The sequence below is a fragment of the Myxococcus sp. MxC21-1 genome (assembly GCF_032612255.1).
GTDB lineage: Bacteria > Myxococcota > Myxococcia > Myxococcales > Myxococcaceae > Myxococcus > Myxococcus virescens.
The window spans coordinates 8,856,392-8,878,408 of record NZ_CP123278.1; the positions used below are offsets into that span (position 1 = coordinate 8,856,392).

Below are 22,017 nucleotides of genomic sequence, written 5' to 3' on the forward strand. Positions count from 1 at the left end.
GATTCAGGTCCCCGCGGAGTGGAGACGCAGACAGCCCACGGTGCCCCAGGGGGAGCTGGAGACGACCAGGGCCTGCCTCGTCCGGGAATGTCCCCGGACGAAGGCGTGGACCGCCTGGCAGACCCCCAGCGCTCCGCTCGCGGCGCCGACATCCCCCACCGAGACACCTGGGAGATGAACGTTCGGCGCGTCCAGTTCCTCCCCCAGGCGGATGAGCGCGGTCCCCCACTCCCGCGCGCGCCACTCCTCGCCGTTCAAGTCGGAGTAGAGGTCCCCCTCGAAGCGAGCCGGGCGCGAGCCTCGCGCGAGCACCTCGCGGATGCAGGCCGCGAGCCCATCTCCCTGACTGACGTGGCCCGCGTACAAGTGAAGGCGCTCCTGGGCGGTGGCCACGCCCGTCACCAGAGCCAGGGGCGCGGCGCCGCGCTGGCGCGCCCCTCCCTCCTGCTCCAACAGGAAGCACGCGCCAGCCTCTCCGGGCATCAGGCCCACCGGATTGTCGCCCACCTTCAGGCGGCCCTCCTCGTCGAGCACCCGCAGCGCCTCGGGGTCCAGCAGCGAGTCGACCGCGAGCACGAGGATCCGCTCGAAGCCGGCCCGCCACAGCTCGCCCGAAGCCTGCTGGACCGCCGCCGCCGCTCCCGCGGGGCCCTGGTCCACCACCCGCACATTCGCGTCGGGGAGGGACAGCCCCAGCGCGTCGCGGAGCGGGCGGAGGCAGTACTCGCGGATGCCGTCCAGGCCATCGTCCCCCTCCACCTCGAACACCCCATCATCACGGGAGGGGGCGACCATCATCAGGGCCGTGCTGCTCCAGAACCTCGCGTCGGAGGGGCGAGGAAGTCCGGGCGTCTCCAACACTTCGCGGAGGCAACCTCGCGCCAGGCGCAGCCATCGCCCCATCCCCACGAAGCCGTCCGTATAGCCCTGGACGGGGTGTGCGGTGAGCGGAAGGGTGTCCTGGGTCTCCGGATCCAGCACCTGGAAGTGGCTCACCCTTCGAGGGCGGGAGATGCCTGCCCGGATGGCCGCGCACGATGAAGCGGCACTGCGCCCAACCGACGTCACGGCCCCGATGGCGGTGATGACGCCGAGCACGTCTCGCGGGTGGAACTCGCTGGGAGCGCTCATGCGTTCATCCACCCATCGAAGCCGCGCGTGAGCCGCTCCAGCGACAGCGCCCCGGCTGCCCGGAGCTGCGCGCGCTGGTGTCCGCACCAGCCTCGGGTATCCACCTGACAGGCCCCCGGCTCCTGACGGCCAGCTCGAAGGCCAGCGCCGGACGGTGGCGCATCGGCGCCGGTGGAGGGCCTGGAGCAGGGCCTCGGGTGTCCACGGCACGCCATCCCGGTAGCGGCCCTCCGGTTCGAAGCGCTCGCGAACCCGGGCCCACCACCGCTCCACCTCGGCCACTTGGACCCGGCCAGGACGGTGCTCGGGGGCGGCAGCCCGGAGGACACGGCGCCGGAAGGCGACGTTACGTCGTCCTCGTCCTCCTCGCGCATGAAGAGGCCCTCCGTGGACAGGCCGGTGATGACGGAGAAGGTCCGCAGGGCCAGCCACGCCACCTCCGGCGTTTGCTCCTTCAGCACGGTCAGGGCCGCGTCCGCCGCCGCCAACCGGCCACTGAAGCCGAGCGCCCACAGTGCCTCCGCGCGCAATTCGGGCCTGTCCAACGCCCGAACCAGCTTCTCCACGTCGGCGACAGCCCCTCCGGCCGCCAGCGCGAGCATCGTCAGGCGGGGCTCCGCCCCCGCTGTCGCGAGCCGCTGGCAGGACTGCCAGGCCGCGCGCAATCCCCGGAGCAGCCCTGTTTCAATGGCGGCATCGCGCACCAGGGGCCGGGTGTCCTCCATCCCCTTGCGAAGCCAGGTCGCCAGCACCGGCGGCTTCGTCACCCGCGCGGCGCGGAAGGCGGCCGCGAGGAGCACCGGCTCCGTGTCCGCGAGGACCAGGCGCTCCAGGAGCGAGCCCGCGTCGACTTGCCGGAAGGCGAGGAGGTCGAGCAGTTCGGCCTGGAGCGCCGGCGCCAGACGCGGCAGCAGGTCGAGCAGCGCGGCGTCCAGTCCCTGGTGCTCGCACAGCGCCAGCGCATGCCGCAGCCAGGGGCGCCGCTCCGCGTCTTCCCCCATCGCTCCAGCACCAGCGCCTGCTCGCCGGACGCGAGCAGCACGAAGGCGGCGGAGGCCACGCATCCGGGCTCCTCGCTCTCCAGCGCGGGCCGCAGCAGCCGGAGCGCGGCCGGCGGTCCGCCCACATGGAGCCCGTCCAGATGGGCTCGCAACCGGGCCTCGTCGCCCGCCTCGACTTCGAGCAGGGTGTCATCCGGAGAGTCCATCGCCCGCTCCCGCTGCGTCCAGAGGAAGCTGGCTTCCTCCAGGTGCTCCGCGAGCACGTCCCACAGCAGCGGCAGGCGGCGCGTCACGGCGCGGCGGGCGGACGGAGAGAGTGCCTCGCTCATGTCTTCGGCTCGTCGCTGAAGCGCAGCTCCGTCCAGCGGATGTTGGTGAGCTTGCGGTCGTACATCTCCCGCGCCAGCTCCCGGCCAATGACATACTCGGACGGATCCCCGTCCACCCGGAAGAGCTGGGGCGCGTTCTGCATCTTCGCTCGGTCCAGGACGTACTTGCGAATGCGGAGGATCTTCTTCGGGGCCTTCGTGCTCCAGGAGATATCGCTCGCCTCAAGGTCAAGGCAGTCGAAGGTGCCAATCGGATTGATGATGAAGTAGTCGTCGCTATAGGGGCGGTTGCGGTGGTCGTGGAGCGTGAACGGGAGGTACTCGATCTCATTCGTGCAGTGCTTCTGGATGGCCTCCTTGAACGCGGAGGAGGCAATCAACATGCTCCGCTCATTGCCTATCAGGGCCGACAGCTTGATGCCCGGGTGCTCCGGGCTCATCGGGATGCGGGCATCTTTCGGATAGAAGGGGCTCAGCCGCTCGCCTAGGTTGGTGGCATAGGACTTACCCTCGATACCCTCGACGAACCGGATGAGGAAGCAGAGGTCCCGGTCGTTGGCGTTTCCCATCGTGTCGAGAAGGCGGAATCGCATCATTCGGTCAGTCCCTTGGGAGGTGAGGTTCCCTGGCTCAGGGCACCGGGCCATCCATCATGCCTACACTCTGGTCCCGGTTCTTGCCGAGGAAGTCGTGAGGGATGTCCTCCAGCGCATCTCCCGCCATGTCGCCAGCCTTCATCGCTTCGCCAGCCGCGACCAATTGCGGATAGACATCCGTCGAGAGCGTTTCGACCGCCGCCCGCGTGTACTCGTATTCCGGAACCTCGTGGTCGGCAGCGGCCTTCTTGACCCAGGCGAAGACCTTCACCAACTGATTCCTGATGAACGAGCTGTAGGTCGCGTGGTGGAAGTGGAGGGGCGTTTTGCGGTGCAGCGGCAGGCCCAGCGCCACCGCAGCGTACTTCACCATCGGCAGGATGATCATGTTGAGCTGATTGTTGAGGTTGTAGCCCTCGCGCATCAGCCCCGAGCGGACAATCAGCGGCACCCGGCCCTTGGGTTCAATGCCCTCGCCCGCATCAATCACCGCGGCCTTGAGCTCCGCGTTGGCCACGATGTGATGCGCTTCATGGGAGAAGGGCATGCGCGCGCTGGTCTCGAAGTTTCCGTCGACGGTGATGTCCCACGCCCCAGCGGTGTCGGGTTGCCTGGCGGCATCCGCCGGCCACGTGTACTTCGCCGGGGTCTGCTGCGCCTTCAGCCGCGCCTGGTGGCGATGGCTGCACGGGTTGCTCGTGCGGTAGTCACTGATGTGCCGGTTGACGCAACCATGCTCGTGGTCATCCGCGAGGTAGGAGCCCTCCCAGGAGTGGGGTGAAGGCGGAGGCTTCGGCTTCTTCGCGGCCGCGCTCTTCTTGCCCGCAGTCCCTCCATCGGCCTTCTTCTTGATGATCTTCTTCTTGAGGGGAACCTTCTTGACCGAGTTCTTCTTCGCCGGGGTCTGCGACGTCTTCCCCATGGCTGCCTCCAAGAGGGCTGCGACGCCCGGAGCCGTATTCAGGAGCCGCGGCCCATTGCCTGCATCAGCGGCATCCTGGGCACCTGCTCAGTTGATCTGGACCTTCCCGCCCTTGATGCGCTGCACCTGCTCCGCCTCGGTCCGGATGTTGACGCCGCGCAGGATGACGTCTCCGTTGCGACGCAGGGTGAGGCTCGCCTTCCCACACTTCAGCGTGACTTCTTCCCGCGCCTCGAGACTCACCTGCTTGCCATCCACCTGGGCTTCCCGTGGACCGGCGTCCAGTGACTCAAGGAGGGCCTCCGTGAGCGGCGCGGGGCTGTTGCTCTGAACGAGCCCGACGAGGACGGGCAGGGCGGGGTCCCCCTTCTCGAAGAGCAGGAGCGCTCCCTGCCGCTCCACCGAAGCGCGCCGGATGGCGTCCGGCGCCAGCGCCACCGTGGTGCGCACCGGGAGCGGACCGCGACGGTTGCCCTCGAAGTCCACCAGCAGCACCCCGTTCGCGCTCGCCCCGGCCACCCACCCCACTCGCGGCGCGAGGATGAGCTCTTCGGAGAAGGCCGCGCGGGGTTTGCCGCTGCGATGGGACGCGTCCATGGCCTAGAGCTCCTTCCCACAGGTATCGCAGGGGAGTTCCTCGGGCCGCTTTCCGAGCCCGACGACGGGCGGCTGCAGCAGCGGCGCCGGAGGCGTGTTCTTGTCGTTGTGCAGCATGAGGTCGAAGGCGCGCGCCACGTTCTTGCCCTCGAACTGCACATCGAAAGAGTAGTTGACGAACTCGGCCTTGCCCTTCGTCTTGCCGGAAACCACGCCGCCGCCCGCGGTGCCAGCCTCGTCTCCGGTGCTCATCTTGAAGTTGGAGTCCTTCACGCACACCGGGTTGCCCCCCACGGAGACCTTCTTGGTGCCCTGGTCGGTATCCGAGGACCTGGCGATGTTGGGATAGGGAATGGGAACCGGCCCGGCGGGGCTTGGCGTCTTGCACACGTCCGGGAAGGCGACGGTGACACCATTGGAGTCCTTGGTGACAACGGACATCTTGTTCACGCCAACGGCATTGGCCATGGGCGAAAGCCTATCTCTTTTGAAATTCCATTGGCGACTCGCGGCGACCAATAGACGCCTGTATCACCTCAAGAACCCTGCTAAGCCCGCGCCTGTGTTGAATCAAGCACAGTCAATCACCCCTAGGCACCGCCCCAACCCGCTAGTAATTGGCGCACTTTGTGGGTGTTTCGTTCCGGGGACTCCGGCAATGGGGCAGTGACCCGCCGCGCAAGAACGGCTGGAGGCCCCGTCGTGCGGTCACCCTTCCCAGGGGACAGTGCAACCGCCCAGACGCGGCCCCAACGCGTTCAACGCCTTTCGGCATCACGGCGAGCGGGACGAATCGCCGTCTACAACACGCACAAGCCCGAAGAGTGCTCAACGCCTTTCGGCATCATGGCGAGCGGGCCTTCTGCTACGGCGAGCTGGAGGTGGGCAACTGCGTGTGCTCAACGCCTTTCGGCATCACGGCGAGCGGGACTGGGACCCATCCGCGTGTCGCCGGAGAAGAGGACAGGTGCTCAACGCCTTTCGGCATCACGGCGAGCGGGACTCAGCCTGCATTCCAAAACACCTATGTTGCGGGAACGTGTGCTCAACGCCTTTCGGCATCACGGCGAGCGGGACCAGGAGGGAGGGCGGAAGCCGGACCAGGTGGCCTTGTGCTCAACGCCTTTCGGCATCACGGCGAGCGGGACGCGCGGTGTCCGAGGTAGGGGCGGCGCTGAGACCAGCGTGCTCAACGCCTTTCGGCATCACGGCGAGCGGGACGGACGGCGGCCACCTCGGCCTGCACCTGTTCCAGCTGTGCTCAACGCCTTTCGGCATCACGGCGAGCGGGACGGTCTGCACCCAGGTACTCCCGCCGTCGAACGAGGTGCTCAACGCCTTTCGGCATCACGGCGAGCGGGACGCAGCTCCCGCCGCCTACGCTGGCGCAGGTCTGAGGTGCTCAACGCCTTTCGGCATCACGGCGAGCGGGACTCTCTACTTCGGAGAGGTGCTGGGGAAGCATTCAGAGTGCTCAACGCCTTTCGGCATCACGGCGAGCGGGACTGGGCACCACCTGCACTGCGCGATCGTCCCAAAGTTCGTGCTCAACGCCTTTCGGCATCACGGCGAGCGGGACCCGGGCCTTTGCTGTTTCTAACCAGAGAGGGGAAAGTGCTCAACGCCTTTCGGCATCACGGCGAGCGGGACTTGGCCAGGGGCTGATGACGGACGCCACGTCGTTACGTGCTCAACGCCTTTCGGCATCACGGCGAGCGGGACGTTCGCCACTGGCGTCTGGGACAACACGCTCTGGAAGGTGCTCAACGCCTTTCGGCATCACGGCGAGCGGGACGTGTGGCCGTTGCCGCGTATCTGGACTGCGAGGCCGTGCTCAACGCCTTTCGGCATCACGGCGAGCGGGACCGAATTCTGGCACCGGCGAGCTGTCGGGTGGGGTGCTCAACGCCTTTCGGCATCACGGCGAGCGGGACCTCGAAAACCGAAGCGGCTCCACAGCCGCTCAGGAGTGCTCAACGCCTTTCGGCATCACGGCGAGCGGGACCTTACCCGGCCATTCAAAGCGAGGGGCCAGCTCAGGGTGCTCAACGCCTTTCGGCATCACGGCGAGCGGGACCACTGGGGGTGTGAGCGTGGCGACGGAAAGGTGCTCAACGCCTTTCGGCATCACGGCGAGCGGGACGATAAGTGATGGTGAAATCCTCCACGTCAGGGTGCTTGTGCTCAACGCCTTTCGGCATCACGGCGAGCGGGACACACCGACCAAATCCTCAACAACGCAGAGAAGTTGTGCTCAACGCCTTTCGGCATCACGGCGAGCGGGACACACCGACCAAATCCTCAACAACGCAGAGAAGTTGTGCTCAACGCCTTTCGGCATCACGGCGAGCGGGACAAGCCAAGCAAAGGCAAAGTCCAGAAGCCACGGATTTTGTGCTCAACGCCTTTCGGCATCACGGCGAGCGGGACACCCCTTCACCGTGGGGCGCCCGTTCGACAACGAGGAGTGCTCAACGCCTTTCGGCATCACGGCGAGCGGGACCAGGCCGGCGTTGACCAGAAGGCGCTGCTGACGCGTGCTCAACGCCTTTCGGCATCACGGCGAGCGGGACAGCCCGCCTGAATCTCCCAGCAATTCCGGCACCTTACAAGCCCCTTTTCAAGCACCTCCCCCTCCTTCGCCCAGGTTGGCTGTCTCAGACCCCACCCAAAATCGCCAACCCCATGAAATCACTCGGCTTTTCATCGTTCATGCACCTATTCACCTGTCAAAGAGCCCCAACCCCATGAAACGACAGGGGAATCCGCCACTTTCGCCATCGCGGGCCTCCGCCACGGCGAGGTGCTTGATTGTCGCCTGCTTCACAGCACCTTGAACGGTGCGGGCTCCTCCGGCCAGTCCTCCTTCGCGTTGATGGCGCGCACTCGCTCCACGCACCCGCCGCACAGCCCAATCACCAGCAACGTATCCACGGCGTCCATCCGCCGCGACAGCTCCCAGCGCAGCTTCTCGCGGTCCCGGTCCGTCAGTGAGCAGCGGAACACCGAGAGCTGCAACCACTCCCCGTATCCCTTCAGCAGGGCATGCACCTTCCGCCACCGCCGCGGGTCGCGGATGTCATAGGTAATCAAATACCAGCGCCTCAGCTCGGCCATGGCTCACCTCAAGCGGAACGTCGCGAACAGCCCCGGCTTGCCGGTCCACTCATTCTCCAGCAGTCGCACCTCCAGCTCCACCAGCCGCGCGTAGCTGAGCGAGTACCCCAGCACGTTGTGCTTCCACGTCTCCCGCTTGCGCCGCTCGTACAGCTCGATGGCCTTCGCCCGCCCCGCCTTGCTGAGCCAGACGTGCTCGGACGTCACCTCGAAGTCCGCGTCCGCGTCCCACGCCCGCCGGTTCACCGAGCCCACCAGCGGCATGTCCGCCAGCGGCACCCTGAACAGCTCCATCACATCCAGCCCCAACGGCCCCGCCGTGCCCCGGGGCTGATGGTAGAAGCCAAACGCCACATCCAGCCCCACCGCCCGGATGGCCGCCTCCACCTCCCGGTGGACCAGCCCATACAAGAAGCCGAGCACCGCGTTGAACCGGTCCCTCGGAGGCCGCCGGTTGCGCCCCTCGAAGCGCAGCCGCGTGTCCACGTCGTCGCCTTGAAGGTACGGCAGCGCGCCGAAGTACCGCGCCGCGCCCGCGCCCTCCAACCCCAGGAGCACCTCCAGCGACGGAGCCTCCTCGCACTTCGGCAGCAACGCCCGGAGGTCCCGCACCGCCGAGGCCAGCACCTGACGCGACTCCGAGTCACCGCGCGAGGAGCGCAGCAAAAAGCGGAGCTGCCCATCCAGCTTCGCCGCCACCAGGCGGCGGGCCAGCCCCAGGCACACGTCCTGCTGCCGGAGCGCCTCGAACTGCCGCAGCCGACGGTGGACGTTGCCTCCCCTCCGCCCAATCCCCCCAGATAGCGCCCCCGGACGTGAACCAGTGCACGCCGATGTCGTTCTCCACGCAGTACGCCAGCGCCTGCGCGCTCACCTGCACCGCTCCATGCGCGATGAGCGCCGACACCATGCGCCCGGGCTGCCTCGACGGCGCGCCCTCCCCTTCGGGTGGCGTCACCACCAGCTCCTCCGCCGCGCGCCCCACCCGCGTCCCAGGCGTCGCGACGTGCAGCACCTGCCGCACATCATCCTCCGGGAAGAGCCGGGGCCGCTCCTCCCCCGCCACCTGCCGCTCCTCCTCCGGCAGGCACACGGGCGCCAGCGAGCACTTCGCACACTTGCGCTCCTCCTGTGTCACGGGTGGCCGCTCCCGCGACGCGCGCAGCAGCCGGGCCCGCGCCACGGCCGCCGCCACATCGCCCCGCAGCGCCTCATCCAGCGGGAAGCGCACCGTCGTGTCCGTCTGGTGGTAGCGGACCCTGCACTCCACGGGCGCCCCCGGGAAGCGCTCCTCCACCAGAAGCGCGTAGGCCCCCGCCTGGAGCCGATCGCTCGGCCATGCCTCTGGCGCGTCCCCTCCAGGCGCATGGCGTCCGCGCTTGTGCTCGTAGACGACCAGCGTCCCCTCCCGCGTCCTCACCGCGTCCACCCTTCCCTGCAGGCCCAATGCCTCACTCGCCAGTTCCAGCTCGACGCGCTCGCCTTCCTCCTGGAGTTGGACGTGCAGCCGCCGTCCCGCGAACACGGCGGCGTCCGCCACGCGCAACTCCTCCACTTCCTCCAGGTAGAAGAGCCGCTCGCAGTACGCCAACGCGTGCAACGCGTGCGTGCGGATGGACGGCTCGCCGACGACAGGCTTCGGACTCGTGGATGATGCGTTCATGTATTGGGGCCCCCCGCCCCGGTACCGCGTGACAACGACAGACACCTATCCAGCGCCCTCCGCGAGCGGGATGCGCGGAAGCCGTTGGACCTCGGGAGCAGCCAAGACCTCTTCGAGCCGCCCCACCTCGTAACGAGTGCCACGAGTGCCCACGTGGTCCACCCAGACCGGCAGGGTGAGGGCGCCGGTGGACGCGGTCAGGAAGGCCCGACAGCCCGCTGGCGGCCGCCCCTCCGGGAGCAGACGCGCGTCATTGATGAGGTGCGTGGACTCCCCGAGCGACCACGCCCCGGCCCGCGTCACGGAGCCGGGCTCACGCATCGCCCGGATGACGCGGTCCTCCAGCGATTCACCCGAGTCCGGCTCCTCCCGGCTGTCGCACCAGACCACCAGGCGCGCGTCGATGACGAGCTGTTGCTGGTCCGGCGCGGCGTTCTCCTCATTCCCCTTCGCGACCTTCAGGTTCTTCGACCGCCAGAAGGTGCGAAGCACCGTGCTGATGACAGGCGCGTTCAACAACCCCGCCGTCACGCGGCAGCCCCGGTGCCGCTCCCGGTCCTGCTCACCGACGAGCGAGAGCAACGCGCCGTAGCACGTCGCGGGCGGCGGCAGGACCTCGGTCTCCACCAGCTCGCGCGCCCGGCCCTTGCGCCAGCACGCCACGGGCACGGACAGTTCGAGCGCGATCACTTCTTCCTCGCCTCCAGCCGCTTGCACGCCGCGCGGCAGGCGGCGACCACGCCCGCGTGGAGCTCCGCGCCCGAAAGCACCTCGCGCTCCTCCGCGCCCAGCCCCTCCACCACCTGCCCGCCCAACACCAACTCCTTCGCGGGGACGTCGCCGCTCTTCACCTTGCGCAGCAGCGCGGCGAGCTCCACGCCCCCGCGCGGGAGGACGGCTCGAAGGCATACAGAATGCGCGGCGCGGCCTCCTGAGTGAGCCGGAAGACGACCGACTCCGGACTGAAGTCGAAGAGGAAGCGGCCGTGGTTGCCCGCGACGGGCCCCAGCGCGCAGAGCTGGTTCAGCGCCGTCACGGCACGGGCCGGCACTCGCAGCGCCGCTGGCGTCAGCGCCACGCCGTACTGGTAGCGTGTCGCGTGCATCTCCGTCCCGTAGGGCACGGGGTTGCTGCCCTTTTTCTGCGCGGAGGGCGTGGCCCCGGGGCTCGCGGCGTTGAAGGTGACGTCCCCGGACCACGGCGTGAGGCTCACTGCCCGGGACACCTCCAGCACCGCGCGGCGGACCTTCGCCGTGCCCTTCTCCTTCTCCTGCTTCGCCCCCTCCGCGGACATGAAGCCCAGCAGGTCATCATCGATATAGGTCTTCTCCTTCGACTTCCCCGACCAGGCGCTGAAGGCGGCGTCCTTCCACGCGTTGGCGCGTGACGCATCGTCATAGGTGCGGTTGCACGGCTCCTGCTCATTCAAGCGCCGCCGCAAGGCGAAGCGGATGGACTCGGCGGAGACGGTGGTGTGGACCTGTCCGTTCCACACCAGCTTCTGGAGGCTGGTGATGTTTCCCTCGGTGAGGCCCCGGTTGTTGGCGGCGGTTCCCAGCGGCGTGACGAAGGCGGCGAAGACGTGAAGGCTCATGAATGGACTCCGGGAAGGTGTGTGGAGCTGCTCAGGACTGCTCGGACGCGCCAGCGGCCTCGTCCGCGTCCTCAAGTTCCGCGGCCTCGCCCCCCTTGCCCTGGTAGCTCGCCAGCGCCACCAGCGCGAGGTCGCGGGCCGCGCGCCACCGCTCGGGCCCCAGCAGTGGGAGGATGTCCCGCCAATGCTCCTGGAGCTCACGGTTGGTGCCCGCGCGGCTCCACAGGTCCGCGAGCGCCGCGCGCACCTGCTCCGGCGTCTTGGCCCCCGCGAAGCTCAGCCGCCAACGCTCACGCTCACCCTTGAGCCGGTTGGAGCGTGTGGCCGGAGCGCTCTCCTTCGTGTCCGAATAAATGCTCTTGAACCGGCTCCGGAGCGCGAGGTGAACGCTCTGGACGAGCCACTGCTCGGCCTCTCCCAGGTACGGATGCATGGCGATGAGTCCCTTCCTTTCGTGCCACAGCAGCGCGCCCAGGTTGTCCCGGTCGCGGTAGTCGTGAATGAAGCGGCCCTCCGCCGTCGTCGCGGTGGCGAAGTCCGCGTACCAGGGGCGTGAAGCCGCGAGGTTCTCCGTGATGAAGGCGCGCAGCGCGCTGGTCGCGATGAAGTAGCCCGCCTCGCCATTCGCCTTGCCCTCGGGCTTGCGGACTCGCAGCGTGTGCGGCAGCGCGGCTGCGGCGGCCTCGTAGCGGTCCAGGACCGCCTCGCGCACGGCGTCCTGCCGCACCACCGCACCGCGAATCTTCTGCTGCGCGTTCCACGGCATCTGCCGCAGCGCCACGGCCTCGGTGGTCCCCAGCACGGCCCCCAGCCGCTTCTTCCCCGCCTCCTGCGCCATCACCAACTGAGCCGCGAGCACCGCGTCCGACGCCCCCGCCACCGCCACGTCACGGAGCCGCTTGGGTGTCAGCCCAGGGCGCAGCTCCGCGAAGCGGACCAGTTCGTGGGCGCCAGCGCCACGAAGGCCCCGCCCCGGAGCTGCGGCAGCTTGTAGGAGACACACCCCACCAGCGCGAAGCACGCGCAGAGCGCCTCCGCCGCCGTGTACTCCACCTTGGTGACGCGCACACCGATGTGCCGCTCGGCCGCGCCCGGATAGGCCCAGCTCGCCAACGACGTCGCTCCCGCCTCCAACGCCTCGAGCACGCTCTGCCAGGCCGTCTGGTGGACGAAGGATTCGTAGCCCTGGGATTCGACGATGACGGGCCGCGCGTCCACCTCGAAGGTGACGCGCCTTCGCGCTCCTCCCTGCGTCGACTTGCCATGCTGGAGGAACGTCACCTTGAGCGCGTCGTGGAGCGCGGCGGCCAGCTCGGGCGGTGGCTCCGGCGCTCCGGGTGGACGCGTGCCCGGCAGGTCGATGAAGCCCTGCTTCACCTGGAATGACGCGCCGAACAGCGCCCGGAGCGTGGCCTCCGGTGCCTTGCCGCCCCAGTCCAGGTGGATGGCTTCCCGCCCCACCGTCGCCGCCCCGGGCCCCAGCCGCACCGGAGAAGGCCACGGCGCGGCGGGTGAAGCGCTCCCGAGGATGGCGCGGAGCGATGCCGCCAACCCGCCCGCGCCCGCGCGCAGCAGCGGCGTCATCCCCGGTGCGTACAACCGGATGGAGAGCGGAGCGGGCAAGGCCTTCTTCCGTGGGTTCACGGCTTTCGCCATCGCGCACCTCGCAGGCCGTCGTAGTCCAGCGCGTTCGCTGGAGGGATGGGGTATGGCAGCCGGCCCGCGCGGGGCCATGCACGCCACTTGAAGGACTCGGGTGGCAGGTTCATGGGCAGGGTGACCCGGTGAGCGCTCACCGCTCCGTCCAGGACGGCACGGGCGTCTTGTTCCAGGAGGACCGTGAGGCTGGGGCTCCCGTCGCGGCACGGCGCGGGCCAGGTGTCGAAGCGTCCATCCAGCCAGGTGCTGGACTGCCGCCGCGGCGCATCCGTCATCCCGGGCGGCCCCCATGCGTCCACCAGGTCCCGCTGACTCAGCAGCCCCGTTCCCAGCCGCTCCAACCATGCACGCGAGTCGCGCAGGTCCGGCGCGGCGTAAGGCGGCCCATCGAAGGGGAGCACCACAAAAGGCCGCACGGGCGCGGGCCGCTCCGGAGTGCTGCGGCGATTGAGCCGCCCCAAGCGCTGGATGAGCGCCGGGATGGGCGCCAAATCCGTGACGAGCAGATCCGCTGACAGGTCCAGGCTCATCTCCGCGACCTGCGTCGTCGACGCAAAGGCCGCGCGGCCCTCGGTGGCGAAGGCCTCGATGACGTCACCGTGGCGACGGACGCGGTCCTCGTAACGAAAGCGGCTGTGGTACAGCAGCGCGCGCGCACCGTGCGACGTGCCGGCCTCGGCGGTCCGCATGCAGCGATCCACCGTGTTGCTGACCCACAGCACCTTGCCGTGGTCTCGCAGGCACTCCGCCACGAGGGACCACGGCTCCGCGACGTCCAGCCGCTGATAGCGCGGCAGTGTCTCCAAATCCTCCGGCCCTTCGACTTCCGCGAGGCTCCGGCCATGAACGCGCTCGCACACGCCGCGCAGCGCGTCGACCCGCGTGGTGGGCAGGCTGGCGGTCATCAGCAACGCGGGGATTCCCGGCAGGGCTTCCAGGAAGCGCAGCAGGCAGCCGAAGAGCCGGTCGTCATAGGCGTGGACTTCGTCGAAGACGACGCAGGCCGCACAGAGCCCGGGCCAAGCATAGAGCCCCTGCCGCTGGCTCTGGACAAGCCCGAGCACCGTGTCGGCCGTGCAGCTCATCGCGTCGGCGCCCCAGGAGCGGAGCGCGTCGAGCCGGTCCTGGTCGCGGGAGCCCGTCCCCGGCGCCGCGCCGTCGCGGAGTCCGAAGATGTCGAAATCCACCGCCGCGCGTGAGTGCTGCAATCGGGCCTCCACGTCCGCGCCGTGGAGGTAGTCCCGGAAGCCCTCTGTCGCCGTGCCCATCGTCGGATACGTGAGCCACAACGGACGGCCGGGGTGCTGTCTTGCGGCCCAGAGGTACGCAGCGGCCGTCTTGCCACTGCCACAGCCCGCGCGGACCAGGGTCAGCGGCGCGGCGCTGCGGGCCACCTCCTCCTGAAACGGTCGCGGTGTGCGTCCCGCGAGGCGGCGTTCGACCACGGCGCGCAGGGCCTCGGCGGGATGGGGCGCCGTAAGCTGACGGTCCACCCAGTCCTGCTTCTCTCCGCTCCGGGGAGCGCCGAGCCCGCAACGTCCGCCGCGAGCACCAACGCCTTGCACACGGCCAGGAGCCGCGCGTCCACGGAGCCGGCGGGCACGGTCCGCTCGAAGTCGTCCTGCCACGACTGGAGTTGGTCGCGCGGGTGCTCCTTCCGCGTGGCTCGAAGCACAATGGGCGTGGTGAACAGTGGCGGAGCGGACAGCGCCAACTCCTCGGCGATGCGCCCCAGCGTCCGGGCGAAGTCTTCATGCTGGACCCGCAACTCCAGCGACAGCCCCGCTCCGGTGCCGTCGGGCGCGAAGGCCTCTGTCTGGAACTTGCGGTGGTGTGCAGCCACGCAGACCAGCGCCAGGCACAGGTCCAGCTCGCTCACGTCCCGCTGGAGCCATGCGGAGAGCGGCTGCCCTGGCCAGCAGAGCCACAGCGAGAGCGCTTCGTGACGGACAAGCTGCGGCGCTTCGCGCTGGCGGCGCAGCATGGATTGGAAGTGCTCGCTGCACTTGCCCAGGTCATGGAGCGCGGCGGCCAGCAGGACGATGCGCCGCAGCCGGGGCTCCAACGCCGGGTCCAGGCCCGCGGCCAGCAGCGACGCGCGCCCCCGGTGCTCCAGGAGCTTCCGCGCGGCTGACAGCACCAGGGCCGTGTGGCCCAACAACGTGGCCTCGCCCTCGGGTCTGTCGGGCGTGGCCGTGCTCTTGGCCAACAGCCGCTTCACGCGGCCTTCCCACGAGACTGGACACGGGCCGCCCGGCCGGGCGGGAGGAAAAGGCCGCAGCCCATGTGACGGCGGCCTCCCAGGCCCTGCTCCTGCACGCGCAGCGAGTGCTCGGCCGACAAGCCATGAAGTTCGAGCGCGAAGCCCACGACCTTCTTGCCAGCGATGCGCACGATGCGCCTGCGCCCCACCTTCAGCGTGGCCTGGACGCCAAGCGCCTCCAGTGCCCGGGAGACAGCCACGATGAACGAAGACTCATCCATCGCGTGCTTGAAGGTGACCAGCCGTGCGGACAACGCGGGCACGGGCTCCAGCGCATGGAGCGAGGGCGCGCCCAGGGACAGGCGCCTCCCCGCGACCTCCAGCGGCGCGCTCACCAGCGGCAGCAGCGTAGCCACGGCTTCGATTGGGCACCGCAGGCGCAGCGTGCCTCGCCCCAGGTAGAGCAACTCCCGCGTGTTGTTCACACCTCGAAGCGAGAACACCCCCATGTCCGTGCGTTCATGCAGCGCGGGGATGTGACGGGAGAGCGCGGAGAACAAGAGATAGGCGTGGTCGAGCGGCACCGGACCGCCTTGCACGGGGAACAGCAGGTCAATGGCAGGCATGTGAGGGACCTTTCCGGAGCGGCGTCATGAAACGAGGAGTGCTGAACGCGGTACGAAACGTGCGGGCGGAAATCGGCGGCATGGCGTTCACCCTGTCTGCAACGTGAGCGCGGGCGCGTAGCCACCTGAGCCGGTGCGCTCGTAGGCCACGACCGGGCCCACGGCGTTGAGCCGCTGGCCCAGGAACACGCAGCACGCCGAGGGGGCGTAAAGGATGAGATGAGTGACCGCAGTGCGCAGCTCGTTGCGCGCGCGCCGGAGTTGTTCGCGCGCCTGGACGGCGAACGCCACCGCGTCCGCATCCGAGCCGACGGCGCCGTCGTGGGGCCCATCCTCCGGCTCCAGGTAGAGCACGGCACGGAAGTGCCCTGGCCGCTCGGCCATGAAGCGCTCCACGTCCACGCGGGCATCCCCCGTCATCTGGAACACCACCAGCAGTCCCGTGGCATCCGCGTTGCCCTCGTGCCCAGTGACACGCAACCTGCGCGGAGACGGCTTCGCGTCCGAGCGCCACAAGAAGGTCTCTCCTCGCGTGGGCTGCTCGACGCGGAAGCGGTAGCCGCCCACCTCCGGGAAGTGGAAGCCCACCGCCAGCACCGTGCTCAGCGGCAGCTTGCCCCGCAGGTCAATCAACGCACCGTCAGGCCGCCTCGACAGCCGCTGTCGCACAGCCAGCAACGAAGGCAGCAACACGTCGCGCCACACCGACTCCGACGGCACCGCCCGCGTGTCGCGGTCGAAGTGAGGCGTCCAGTCCAGCTCCTCGGTGGGAGGCTGCGCCCACTCACGTCGCGCCCACCCATGAATCCAGAGGCTCACGGCGGGCGCGTCCTCCCGTGAGGCCAGCAGTCCCCATGCGCGAATGGCGTCGCGCAGCGAGTCGGGGGTGACGTGCTTCCTGCCGCCGCCGACCTCAATCCACTCCCGAAGCCCGTCCACCGCGATGGCGCGCGGCTGCCGTCCCATGCGCAGGCCAAGCCGCCCCATCCGGTCATCCACCTGCTCTTCCAGGTCGGCGATGCCGCCCACGCCGAGCCGCAAGCGCAAGTCCTTGCAGAACGCCCGCAGCATCTCAGCCGATACACCGAGCCGTTGTTCCCACTCCGCCCAGTGTTTCTTCAGGGCGCCTCGTGGCGGCTGCTCGAAGAACGCATCCGTGAAGCAGTGGTCCCGGCCATGCAGATAGCGGCCCAGGTCCGCCGCCGACGCCCAGTTGCTCAACAGCCAGATTTCGACAGGCCCCTGGAGCCGCAGCAGCAACCAGCTCTCCAGCAGCTTGCGCAGCAAGGAGCTGCCCACCCGAGGCGGCGTCACCAGCCCCGCCAGAGAGTAGGTATCCCGGTGGTCGACGTGCCACTTCACCTGCATGTATCGACTGGCCACGCCGGCACCGGGCCGGGCGTGCAGCGTCACGTCATCCGCCGAGCCCGCCTCCGGGTGCTCGACATAGCCGTGCGAGAAGGGACTGCCCGCGTCGAGCAGCCGGAGCAGCTCGTACCAGCCCAACAGATGCTGATAGCGATCGCCCTCCAGGCGAGACGCGCTCTGCTCTCCCATGACGCTCCCTCATAGCGACGCCAGGGACGGCGGTGGATACCTCCCCAGGGGTATGGAAGGCGGCGCTCGAAAAGGAAGACGCCAACGCGCGGGACAACCCATCGCGGGCCCGGTGATTTTTCTTCCGCGCGTGGCGGGAGTGTTCCCGACGGCCGCTGAACGTCCTGCGCGAATCTGACTACCTTTCAGGTAGACATCGCCCATTCCGAGGTGCCAGACGGAGGCGCGTTCTTCCTCGAAGAAGGCGGGACATTCGCGCTCGTCCAAGCGCCCCGCCGTGTCATCCCCTTCGAGTAGGTTAGAACCCTGGAGGTTGCCCCGCCGTGTTCCCCCCTGGCTCGTTGGTAATGACGGCAGTGGTGCTCCTGCTGGGCACGGCAGCGCTGGCCCAGGCGCCAGACACGAAGCGGTGGCGGCGCATCGAGCGGGCCGTGGCCCTGAGCGCGGGCGCGGGTGAGCCTGTCCAGCGACTCAGGCTGGCGCCCGGTGTCGTGACGACGGTGCTGCTCGACTCGGACGCCGTGCTGGAAGGTGAGCTTCCCGAGGCCCTACGCGGGCTGTTCACCCGGCTGGACGTCACGGGGACGCATCTGCTGCTCCAGCCCGCCGTCGCGATGCCCGCACGGGGCGTTCCGCCGCTGGTGCTGCGCTTCACGGACGCGGCCGCGCCACAACGGCTCGTCCTGGAGCTGACCACCGAGGCCAACGTGGTGGACTCGGTCATCGACGTCCGGCGCCACCCCGCCACCGTGGCGCAACTGGAAGCCGAGCTGGTGGCACTGCGTGAGCGCAACGCACTGCTGGAGGCCCGGCTGGCCACAGCGCGTCGGCAGGTGCCACACCCGGGCCTTGCGGGCGCCATTCTCTCTGGCGCCATCGGCACCACGGGAGTTCTCGGCACGTGGATGGATACCCCAGCCAGCGAGGCGGAGCTCAAGGTCCGTCAGCTTGATAGCTATCGCTCCGGCTCGTGGGTAGCGCTCGCGGTGAATCTGGAGAACCCGCCGGGCGAGGCGCCCTGGCAACCGGGCATTGCGCGGCTGACCTCGCTGGACTCGAACGGGCGGCCAACAGGCGAGCCGATGGAGCTGCCCCTGTTGCTGCAGGAGCCGCGTCTGTTGCCTGGCCAGAGCGCGGTCGCCGTCGTGCAGTGGCCCGCTCCCACGCGCCCTCCACCCGCCTACGCGCTGGAGCTTTGGGACACGGGCCGGCGCCGCGGCGTGCGATGGGCGCGACTGAAACCGTAGACGTGCGACAGCCCCGAAGGAATCCGTCATGCGACTGGAGCCAAGCGCATCTTCCCCAGGCCCCCTCGTGATGTCTCCACAGGCCCTGCCTGCCGGCACGCGCGTGGAACGCTGGCGCGTGGAGCGCCGCATCGGAGGCGGCGGCAACGGCACGGTGTACGAAGTGCGCTCGCGCTCCGAAGGCCGCAGCTACGCGCTCAAACTGGCCCACTCCCCGGCGATCCGCGATTCCAGCGCGAGGCGCGGACGCTGCACCTGCTCCGCCACCCTGGAGTTGTGCGGCTGCAAGCAACGGGGACCTGGCGCGCAGGGACCGCCGCCTACCCATACCTCGTGCTGGAGTACGTGCGAGGCAGCACGCTTTATGACTGGTCTCGGGCGCGCAATCCAACGGCGCGGCACGTCGCCGGCCTGTTGGCGCAGGCCGCGTGGGCCTTGGACGCCGCGCATCGCAGGCAGGTGCTTCACCGCGACTTCAAGGGGGAGAACCTTCGCGTCGAGGAACACGGAAGACTGGTGGTGCTGGACTGGGGCGCATGCTGGCATCCCCGTGCTGCCCCCATCACCTCCGCCGCGCGGCTGCCGCCCGGGACCGGGCCCTATCGCAGCCCCCAGGCCATCCTCTGGAGCATGAAGGCTCCACGGCAGACCGCCCGCTCCGAGCACTACCCCTACACGGTCGCGGACGAACTGTACGCGGTGGGCGTCACCTTTCACCGGTTGGTGGTGGAGCAGTATCCGCCGCTCGTCCTGGACAAGGCGCACTCCCCAGTGACCTCCACCACCTTGAGAGCCCTCAACCCGCGTGTGCCCGAGCTGCTCGCACGCTGGATTGAGGGACTGCTCGCGTTCACCCCTGAAGCCCGGCCGCGCAGCGCGGGGGACCTCGCCCGGGAAGTCCAACAGGCCCAGGCGCACGCGGGACCGGACTGGGACGTCCCGCTGTTCGATTGGTACGAGGGGCCCTCCACGGCGACACGCACGACACGCGACGAGGACACCTGGGGCCTTGTGGCACCGGGAGAAGAAGCGGCCCTTCTCCATGCGAGGGCCCTACGCGCGGCCCGGGTTCAGCACCATCGAATGGGCCGCTGGCTGCGGCGCCGGGTGTTCTCGGAGGTCCAGACGCAACCTCGCATGGAGCCAGCGAGCCCGCCGGAGCCGAGGCACGAGAGCCGATGGGTGCGAGTCGCTGGAGCCCTGACGTTGGTTGCGTGCGTGGCCTGGGGACTGACGCTCGCGGGCCCACCTCATGCCGCCCCCACTCCGTCTCATCCCGTTCAGCAACTGGCGCGGACCGGAGGACCAGCCGACACTGGTTCGCCCGCCACGGCCCTTCCGTTTTCCACCGCCGAGCCGCCATGGCCGGGAGATGCCATGTCCACGACCGAGCCCCACGCGCGCTGTGTCCTCCGACTCCACCGTTACCTGCTGGCAGCATTCACCGCGACCAGTCTCAATGCCTGCGCAGGCACGCAGGTCCGGCCCGAGCCCGCGCGCTGCCCTGCAGAAGCCCTGGAGTCCATGCGTCAACTCGGGCTCGACCTGAGGTCCCGCGGGCACATCCAGCTCGACATCCAGCAGCCGGACGATTCGTACCAGACGAACTACAGCATCGTCGTCAGCGACGGCCCCATCACCAGTCGGCTCGATGGGCCCATCGATCGCCTCCCGGCCAACACGCTCTTGTACGGGCGCATCTGGACCGGCGGCGAGAAAATCCAGGGCCGCTACACACGCGCGCGGACGCCAGACGGCAGCGAGTACCCGGTGTGCTTCATCCTGGGCAACGAGACAGGCATGTCCAAGTACCGGGGCTCACGGCCCGGCCACACCCGCGCGCATCCGTGGTCCAACGCCCAGGTGGTGGACCACTTCCCCTGACGCCGCTCCGGCTCACGGCGGCGCAATCGTCGAAGGCTTCTCGAGGACGCGCGCCTCGTCGCGCAGGCGCAGCTCGTTGCCCGCGGCGGAGAGGACCGCGGCGACGGGCACGGAGAGGAAGGCGCCCGCCACGCCGAAGAGCACGCCCCCGGCGGTGATGGACAGCAGGATGACCACCGGGTGCAGCGGCACCGCGCGCCCCATCACCACGGGCTCCAGGACGTTGCTCTCCAGTTGCTGCACGCCCAGCACTACGGCCAATGCCAGGAGCGCGTCGAGCGGCCCGTTGGTGATGAGCGCCACCAGCACCGCGACCACACCCGCCAGGGTGGCGCCAATGACGGGAAAGAACCCGCCCACGAAGGTGAGCGCCGCCAGCGGAAGCACGAGCGGCACGCCGATGATGGCCAGGCCCGCGCCAATGCCCACCGCGTCCACCAGCGCGACGATGACGACGCCACGCAGGTATCCGCTGAGTGTTCCCCAGGCGCGCAGACCCACGGCGCGCACCGTGTCACGCCGCGACGGAGACACCCGAGCCAGCACCCAGCCCCCGAGTCGCTCGGTGTCCTTCACGAAGAAGAACAGCAGCGTCACCGTCAGCAGCCCGCCCGCCACGGCCTGCGCGGCGAAGTTGGCGCCCGCGAGGACGCCGGTGGTGATGCGGCCCAGGTTCGACTTCAAGAAGCCGAGCCCCTGCTCGAGCAGGCCGTCGAGCTGCTCCCGGGACACGGGGAGCTCCTGCGTCACCCCTCCGACGAGGCCCTCCAATCCCGCCCGCACGTTCGAGCCCGCCGCGCTGACCTGCTGGACGATGCTGGGCACGAGCAGGAACACCCCAGCCGCCCCCACCAGGAGCAGCACCAGCAGCGCCAGCAGCGTCGCAAGCGCCCGGGGCACCCGGTGGGCGGACAGCCACCGGACGGGCGGATACAGCAACGTCGCCAGCAGCAGCGCCGCCACTGTCGGCAGAACGATGAGGTAGAGCCGCGCCAGCAGCAGCACGAGCGCCACCACCGCGGCCGCGACCACGAGCAGCTTGCCGCTGAACAGCGCGCAGCGCGTGAGCCAGGAGGCAGAGGGCGGGTCCAGGGTGGCCATACGTCGTGCGCACCCTATGCACGAAGCGGCGCATGGCACCGGGAGGCCACCTGACGGTGTGGCCTCATGAACGGACGCGGCGGGCGCGCGGCGGGAATCCAACGGATGGCCAGGGCGGCCCGTCCCTCAATGGCGCGCCCCGAGGAAACTCAAGGCACATCCACGGCGCGGAACTGGTGACGGGAGTTCGCGCCCTGATGAGCCCAGTCACCACACCAAGGCCTCGCCGCGCCCGGGCGTCAACTGGACTTACGGATGCAGATCTTCTTCAAGGTCGCCGCGTAGGTGTCTTCCAAGGCCTTGTCGCTCTTCTTGTCACCGACCAGGACGGTGTACTTCAGCTCGTACTCGGCGTTCATCATGTTGAAGCGGACGCTGCCCGTGTACGTTTTTCCTCGTGGATCCGAGGCGGAATCGCCAGTGGACATGCCCACGCTCCTGGCCCAGGTCCACTTGCTCGCATCACAGCCTGGATGCCGGGAGAGGCTCTTGTTCGTTTCGCCGTAGGGCGTGTAGTCCACGTAGCAGCCTCCGTTCCGGGGGCGGAAGTGGATCCGGCAGTTGAGCTTGATGCCGTGGCCCGTTCCCAGGGCGTCGTTGTTTCGGATGGCGACGCAGTCCGTGGCGGCGTGCGCGCTCTCGGCCTTGATCTTCATGTACTTCTTCTCGAGGCTCACCTGCCCCTTGGCGGGCAGCGCTTCGCAATCCGAGGCGAAAGCCGGGCTGACGGCGAGGCACATGACCGCAGTGGCCATCCAGACGTTTCTCATGATTTCGCGTTCCCCTCAGG

General features: G+C 69.1%; 17 protein-coding genes, 3 pseudogenes and 1 CRISPR repeat array. Of the genes and pseudogenes, 2 read left to right on the top strand and 18 right to left on the bottom strand.

What is annotated here, in order from left to right; genetic code table 11:
* Positions 1 to 3 precede the first annotated feature (3 nt).
* The 16 genes and pseudogenes from QEG98_RS39950 to QEG98_RS40020 form a co-directional block, all read right to left on the bottom strand.
* Complete coding sequence (locus QEG98_RS39950; RefSeq protein ID WP_316565089.1) at positions 4 to 1,131, bottom strand: hypothetical protein; 1,128 nt, start codon at positions 1,129 to 1,131, stop codon at positions 4 to 6.
* Complete coding sequence (locus QEG98_RS39955) at positions 1,128 to 2,132, bottom strand: hypothetical protein (protein ID WP_316565090.1); 1,005 nt, start codon at positions 2,130 to 2,132, stop codon at positions 1,128 to 1,130. Before QEG98_RS39955 ends, QEG98_RS39950 begins: the two co-directional genes overlap by 4 nt.
* A 325-nt stretch (positions 2,133 to 2,457) precedes the next feature.
* Complete coding sequence (locus QEG98_RS39960; RefSeq protein WP_316565091.1) at positions 2,458 to 3,030, bottom strand: imm11 family protein; 573 nt, start codon at positions 3,028 to 3,030, stop codon at positions 2,458 to 2,460.
* A gap of 61 nt (positions 3,031 to 3,091) precedes the next feature.
* The gene (locus QEG98_RS39965) at positions 3,092 to 3,979 is read right to left on the bottom strand and encodes an AHH domain-containing protein (RefSeq protein WP_316565092.1); all 888 of its coding nucleotides are present in this window, start codon (positions 3,977 to 3,979) and stop codon (positions 3,092 to 3,094) included.
* A gap of 87 nt (positions 3,980 to 4,066) precedes the next feature.
* Positions 4,067 to 4,576, bottom strand: a complete 510-nt coding sequence (locus tag QEG98_RS39970) for a DUF6484 domain-containing protein (protein ID WP_316565093.1) — start codon at positions 4,574 to 4,576, stop codon at positions 4,067 to 4,069.
* Positions 4,577 to 4,579: 3 nt separating this feature from the next.
* A complete protein-coding gene (locus QEG98_RS39975) occupies positions 4,580 to 5,044 on the bottom strand; it encodes a DUF4150 domain-containing protein (RefSeq protein WP_316565094.1) in 465 nt (154 codons plus the stop codon).
* A gap of 286 nt (positions 5,045 to 5,330) precedes the next feature.
* A CRISPR array of direct repeats spans positions 5,331 to 7,149; the repeat unit is 36 nt; unit sequence GTGCTCAACGCCTTTCGGCATCACGGCGAGCGGGAC.
* A gap of 250 nt (positions 7,150 to 7,399) precedes the next feature.
* A complete protein-coding gene (cas2, locus tag QEG98_RS39980) occupies positions 7,400 to 7,693 on the bottom strand; it encodes a CRISPR-associated endonuclease Cas2 (RefSeq protein WP_316565095.1) in 294 nt (97 codons plus the stop codon).
* Between the two features lie 3 nt (positions 7,694 to 7,696).
* Entirely contained in the window at positions 7,697 to 8,452 is a 756-nt protein-coding gene (gene cas1 / locus QEG98_RS42595; protein ID WP_410478099.1) for a type I-MYXAN CRISPR-associated endonuclease Cas1, read from the bottom strand.
* Entirely contained in the window at positions 8,337 to 9,356 is a 1,020-nt protein-coding gene (gene cas4, locus QEG98_RS42600; RefSeq protein ID WP_410477910.1) for a CRISPR-associated protein Cas4, read from the bottom strand. Before cas4 ends, cas1 begins: the two co-directional genes overlap by 116 nt.
* A gap of 45 nt (positions 9,357 to 9,401) precedes the next feature.
* Positions 9,402 to 10,046 (bottom strand): type I-MYXAN CRISPR-associated protein Cas5/Cmx5/DevS, encoded by a 645-nt coding sequence (cas5, locus tag QEG98_RS39990; protein ID WP_090495964.1) that lies wholly within the window; start codon positions 10,044 to 10,046, stop codon positions 9,402 to 9,404.
* A pseudogene (gene cas7i / locus QEG98_RS39995) lies at positions 10,043 to 10,950 on the bottom strand (type I-B CRISPR-associated protein Cas7/Cst2/DevR). Before cas7i ends, cas5 begins: the two are co-directional and overlap by 4 nt.
* 31 nt (positions 10,951 to 10,981) lie before the next feature.
* Entirely contained in the window at positions 10,982 to 11,680 is a 699-nt protein-coding gene (gene cas8a1, locus QEG98_RS40000) for a CRISPR-associated protein Cas8a1/Csx13 (RefSeq protein WP_410478100.1), read from the bottom strand.
* Positions 11,654 to 12,684, bottom strand: a pseudogene (cas8a1, locus tag QEG98_RS40005) (type I-MYXAN CRISPR-associated Cas8a1/Cmx1); the annotation flags it as partial. The pseudogene cas8a1 (QEG98_RS40005) and the gene cas8a1 (QEG98_RS40000), both read right to left, overlap by 27 nt.
* Positions 12,591 to 14,830 (bottom strand): annotated as a pseudogene (gene cas3, locus QEG98_RS40010) (CRISPR-associated helicase Cas3'). The pseudogenes cas3 and cas8a1 (QEG98_RS40005), both read right to left, overlap by 94 nt.
* Entirely contained in the window at positions 14,827 to 15,438 is a 612-nt protein-coding gene (gene cas6, locus QEG98_RS40015; protein WP_090495960.1) for a type I-MYXAN CRISPR-associated protein Cas6/Cmx6, read from the bottom strand. Before cas6 ends, cas3 begins: the two are co-directional and overlap by 4 nt.
* A gap of 87 nt (positions 15,439 to 15,525) precedes the next feature.
* Positions 15,526 to 16,995 (bottom strand): SAVED domain-containing protein, encoded by a 1,470-nt coding sequence (locus tag QEG98_RS40020; RefSeq protein ID WP_316565098.1) that lies wholly within the window; start codon positions 16,993 to 16,995, stop codon positions 15,526 to 15,528.
* A gap of 323 nt (positions 16,996 to 17,318) precedes the next feature.
* Between QEG98_RS40020 and QEG98_RS40025 the strand changes: the two genes are divergently transcribed.
* Together QEG98_RS40025 and QEG98_RS40030 are read left to right on the top strand one after the other, a co-directional pair.
* The gene (locus QEG98_RS40025) at positions 17,319 to 18,242 is read left to right on the top strand and encodes a DUF2381 family protein (RefSeq protein WP_316565099.1); all 924 of its coding nucleotides are present in this window, start codon (positions 17,319 to 17,321) and stop codon (positions 18,240 to 18,242) included.
* Between the two features lie 276 nt (positions 18,243 to 18,518).
* Positions 18,519 to 20,126: a serine/threonine protein kinase gene (locus QEG98_RS40030; protein ID WP_316565100.1), complete on the top strand. Its 1,608-nt coding sequence runs from the start codon at positions 18,519 to 18,521 to the stop codon at positions 20,124 to 20,126.
* A gap of 12 nt (positions 20,127 to 20,138) precedes the next feature.
* Here the strand turns inward: QEG98_RS40030 and QEG98_RS40035 are convergent, their stop codons facing one another.
* The gene (locus QEG98_RS40035; RefSeq protein WP_316565101.1) at positions 20,139 to 21,227 is read right to left on the bottom strand and encodes an AI-2E family transporter; all 1,089 of its coding nucleotides are present in this window, start codon (positions 21,225 to 21,227) and stop codon (positions 20,139 to 20,141) included.
* A 239-nt stretch (positions 21,228 to 21,466) separates the two neighbouring features.
* Complete coding sequence (locus QEG98_RS40040) at positions 21,467 to 21,982, bottom strand: hypothetical protein (protein WP_141593719.1); 516 nt, start codon at positions 21,980 to 21,982, stop codon at positions 21,467 to 21,469.
* Positions 21,983 to 22,017: the final 35 nt, after the last annotated feature.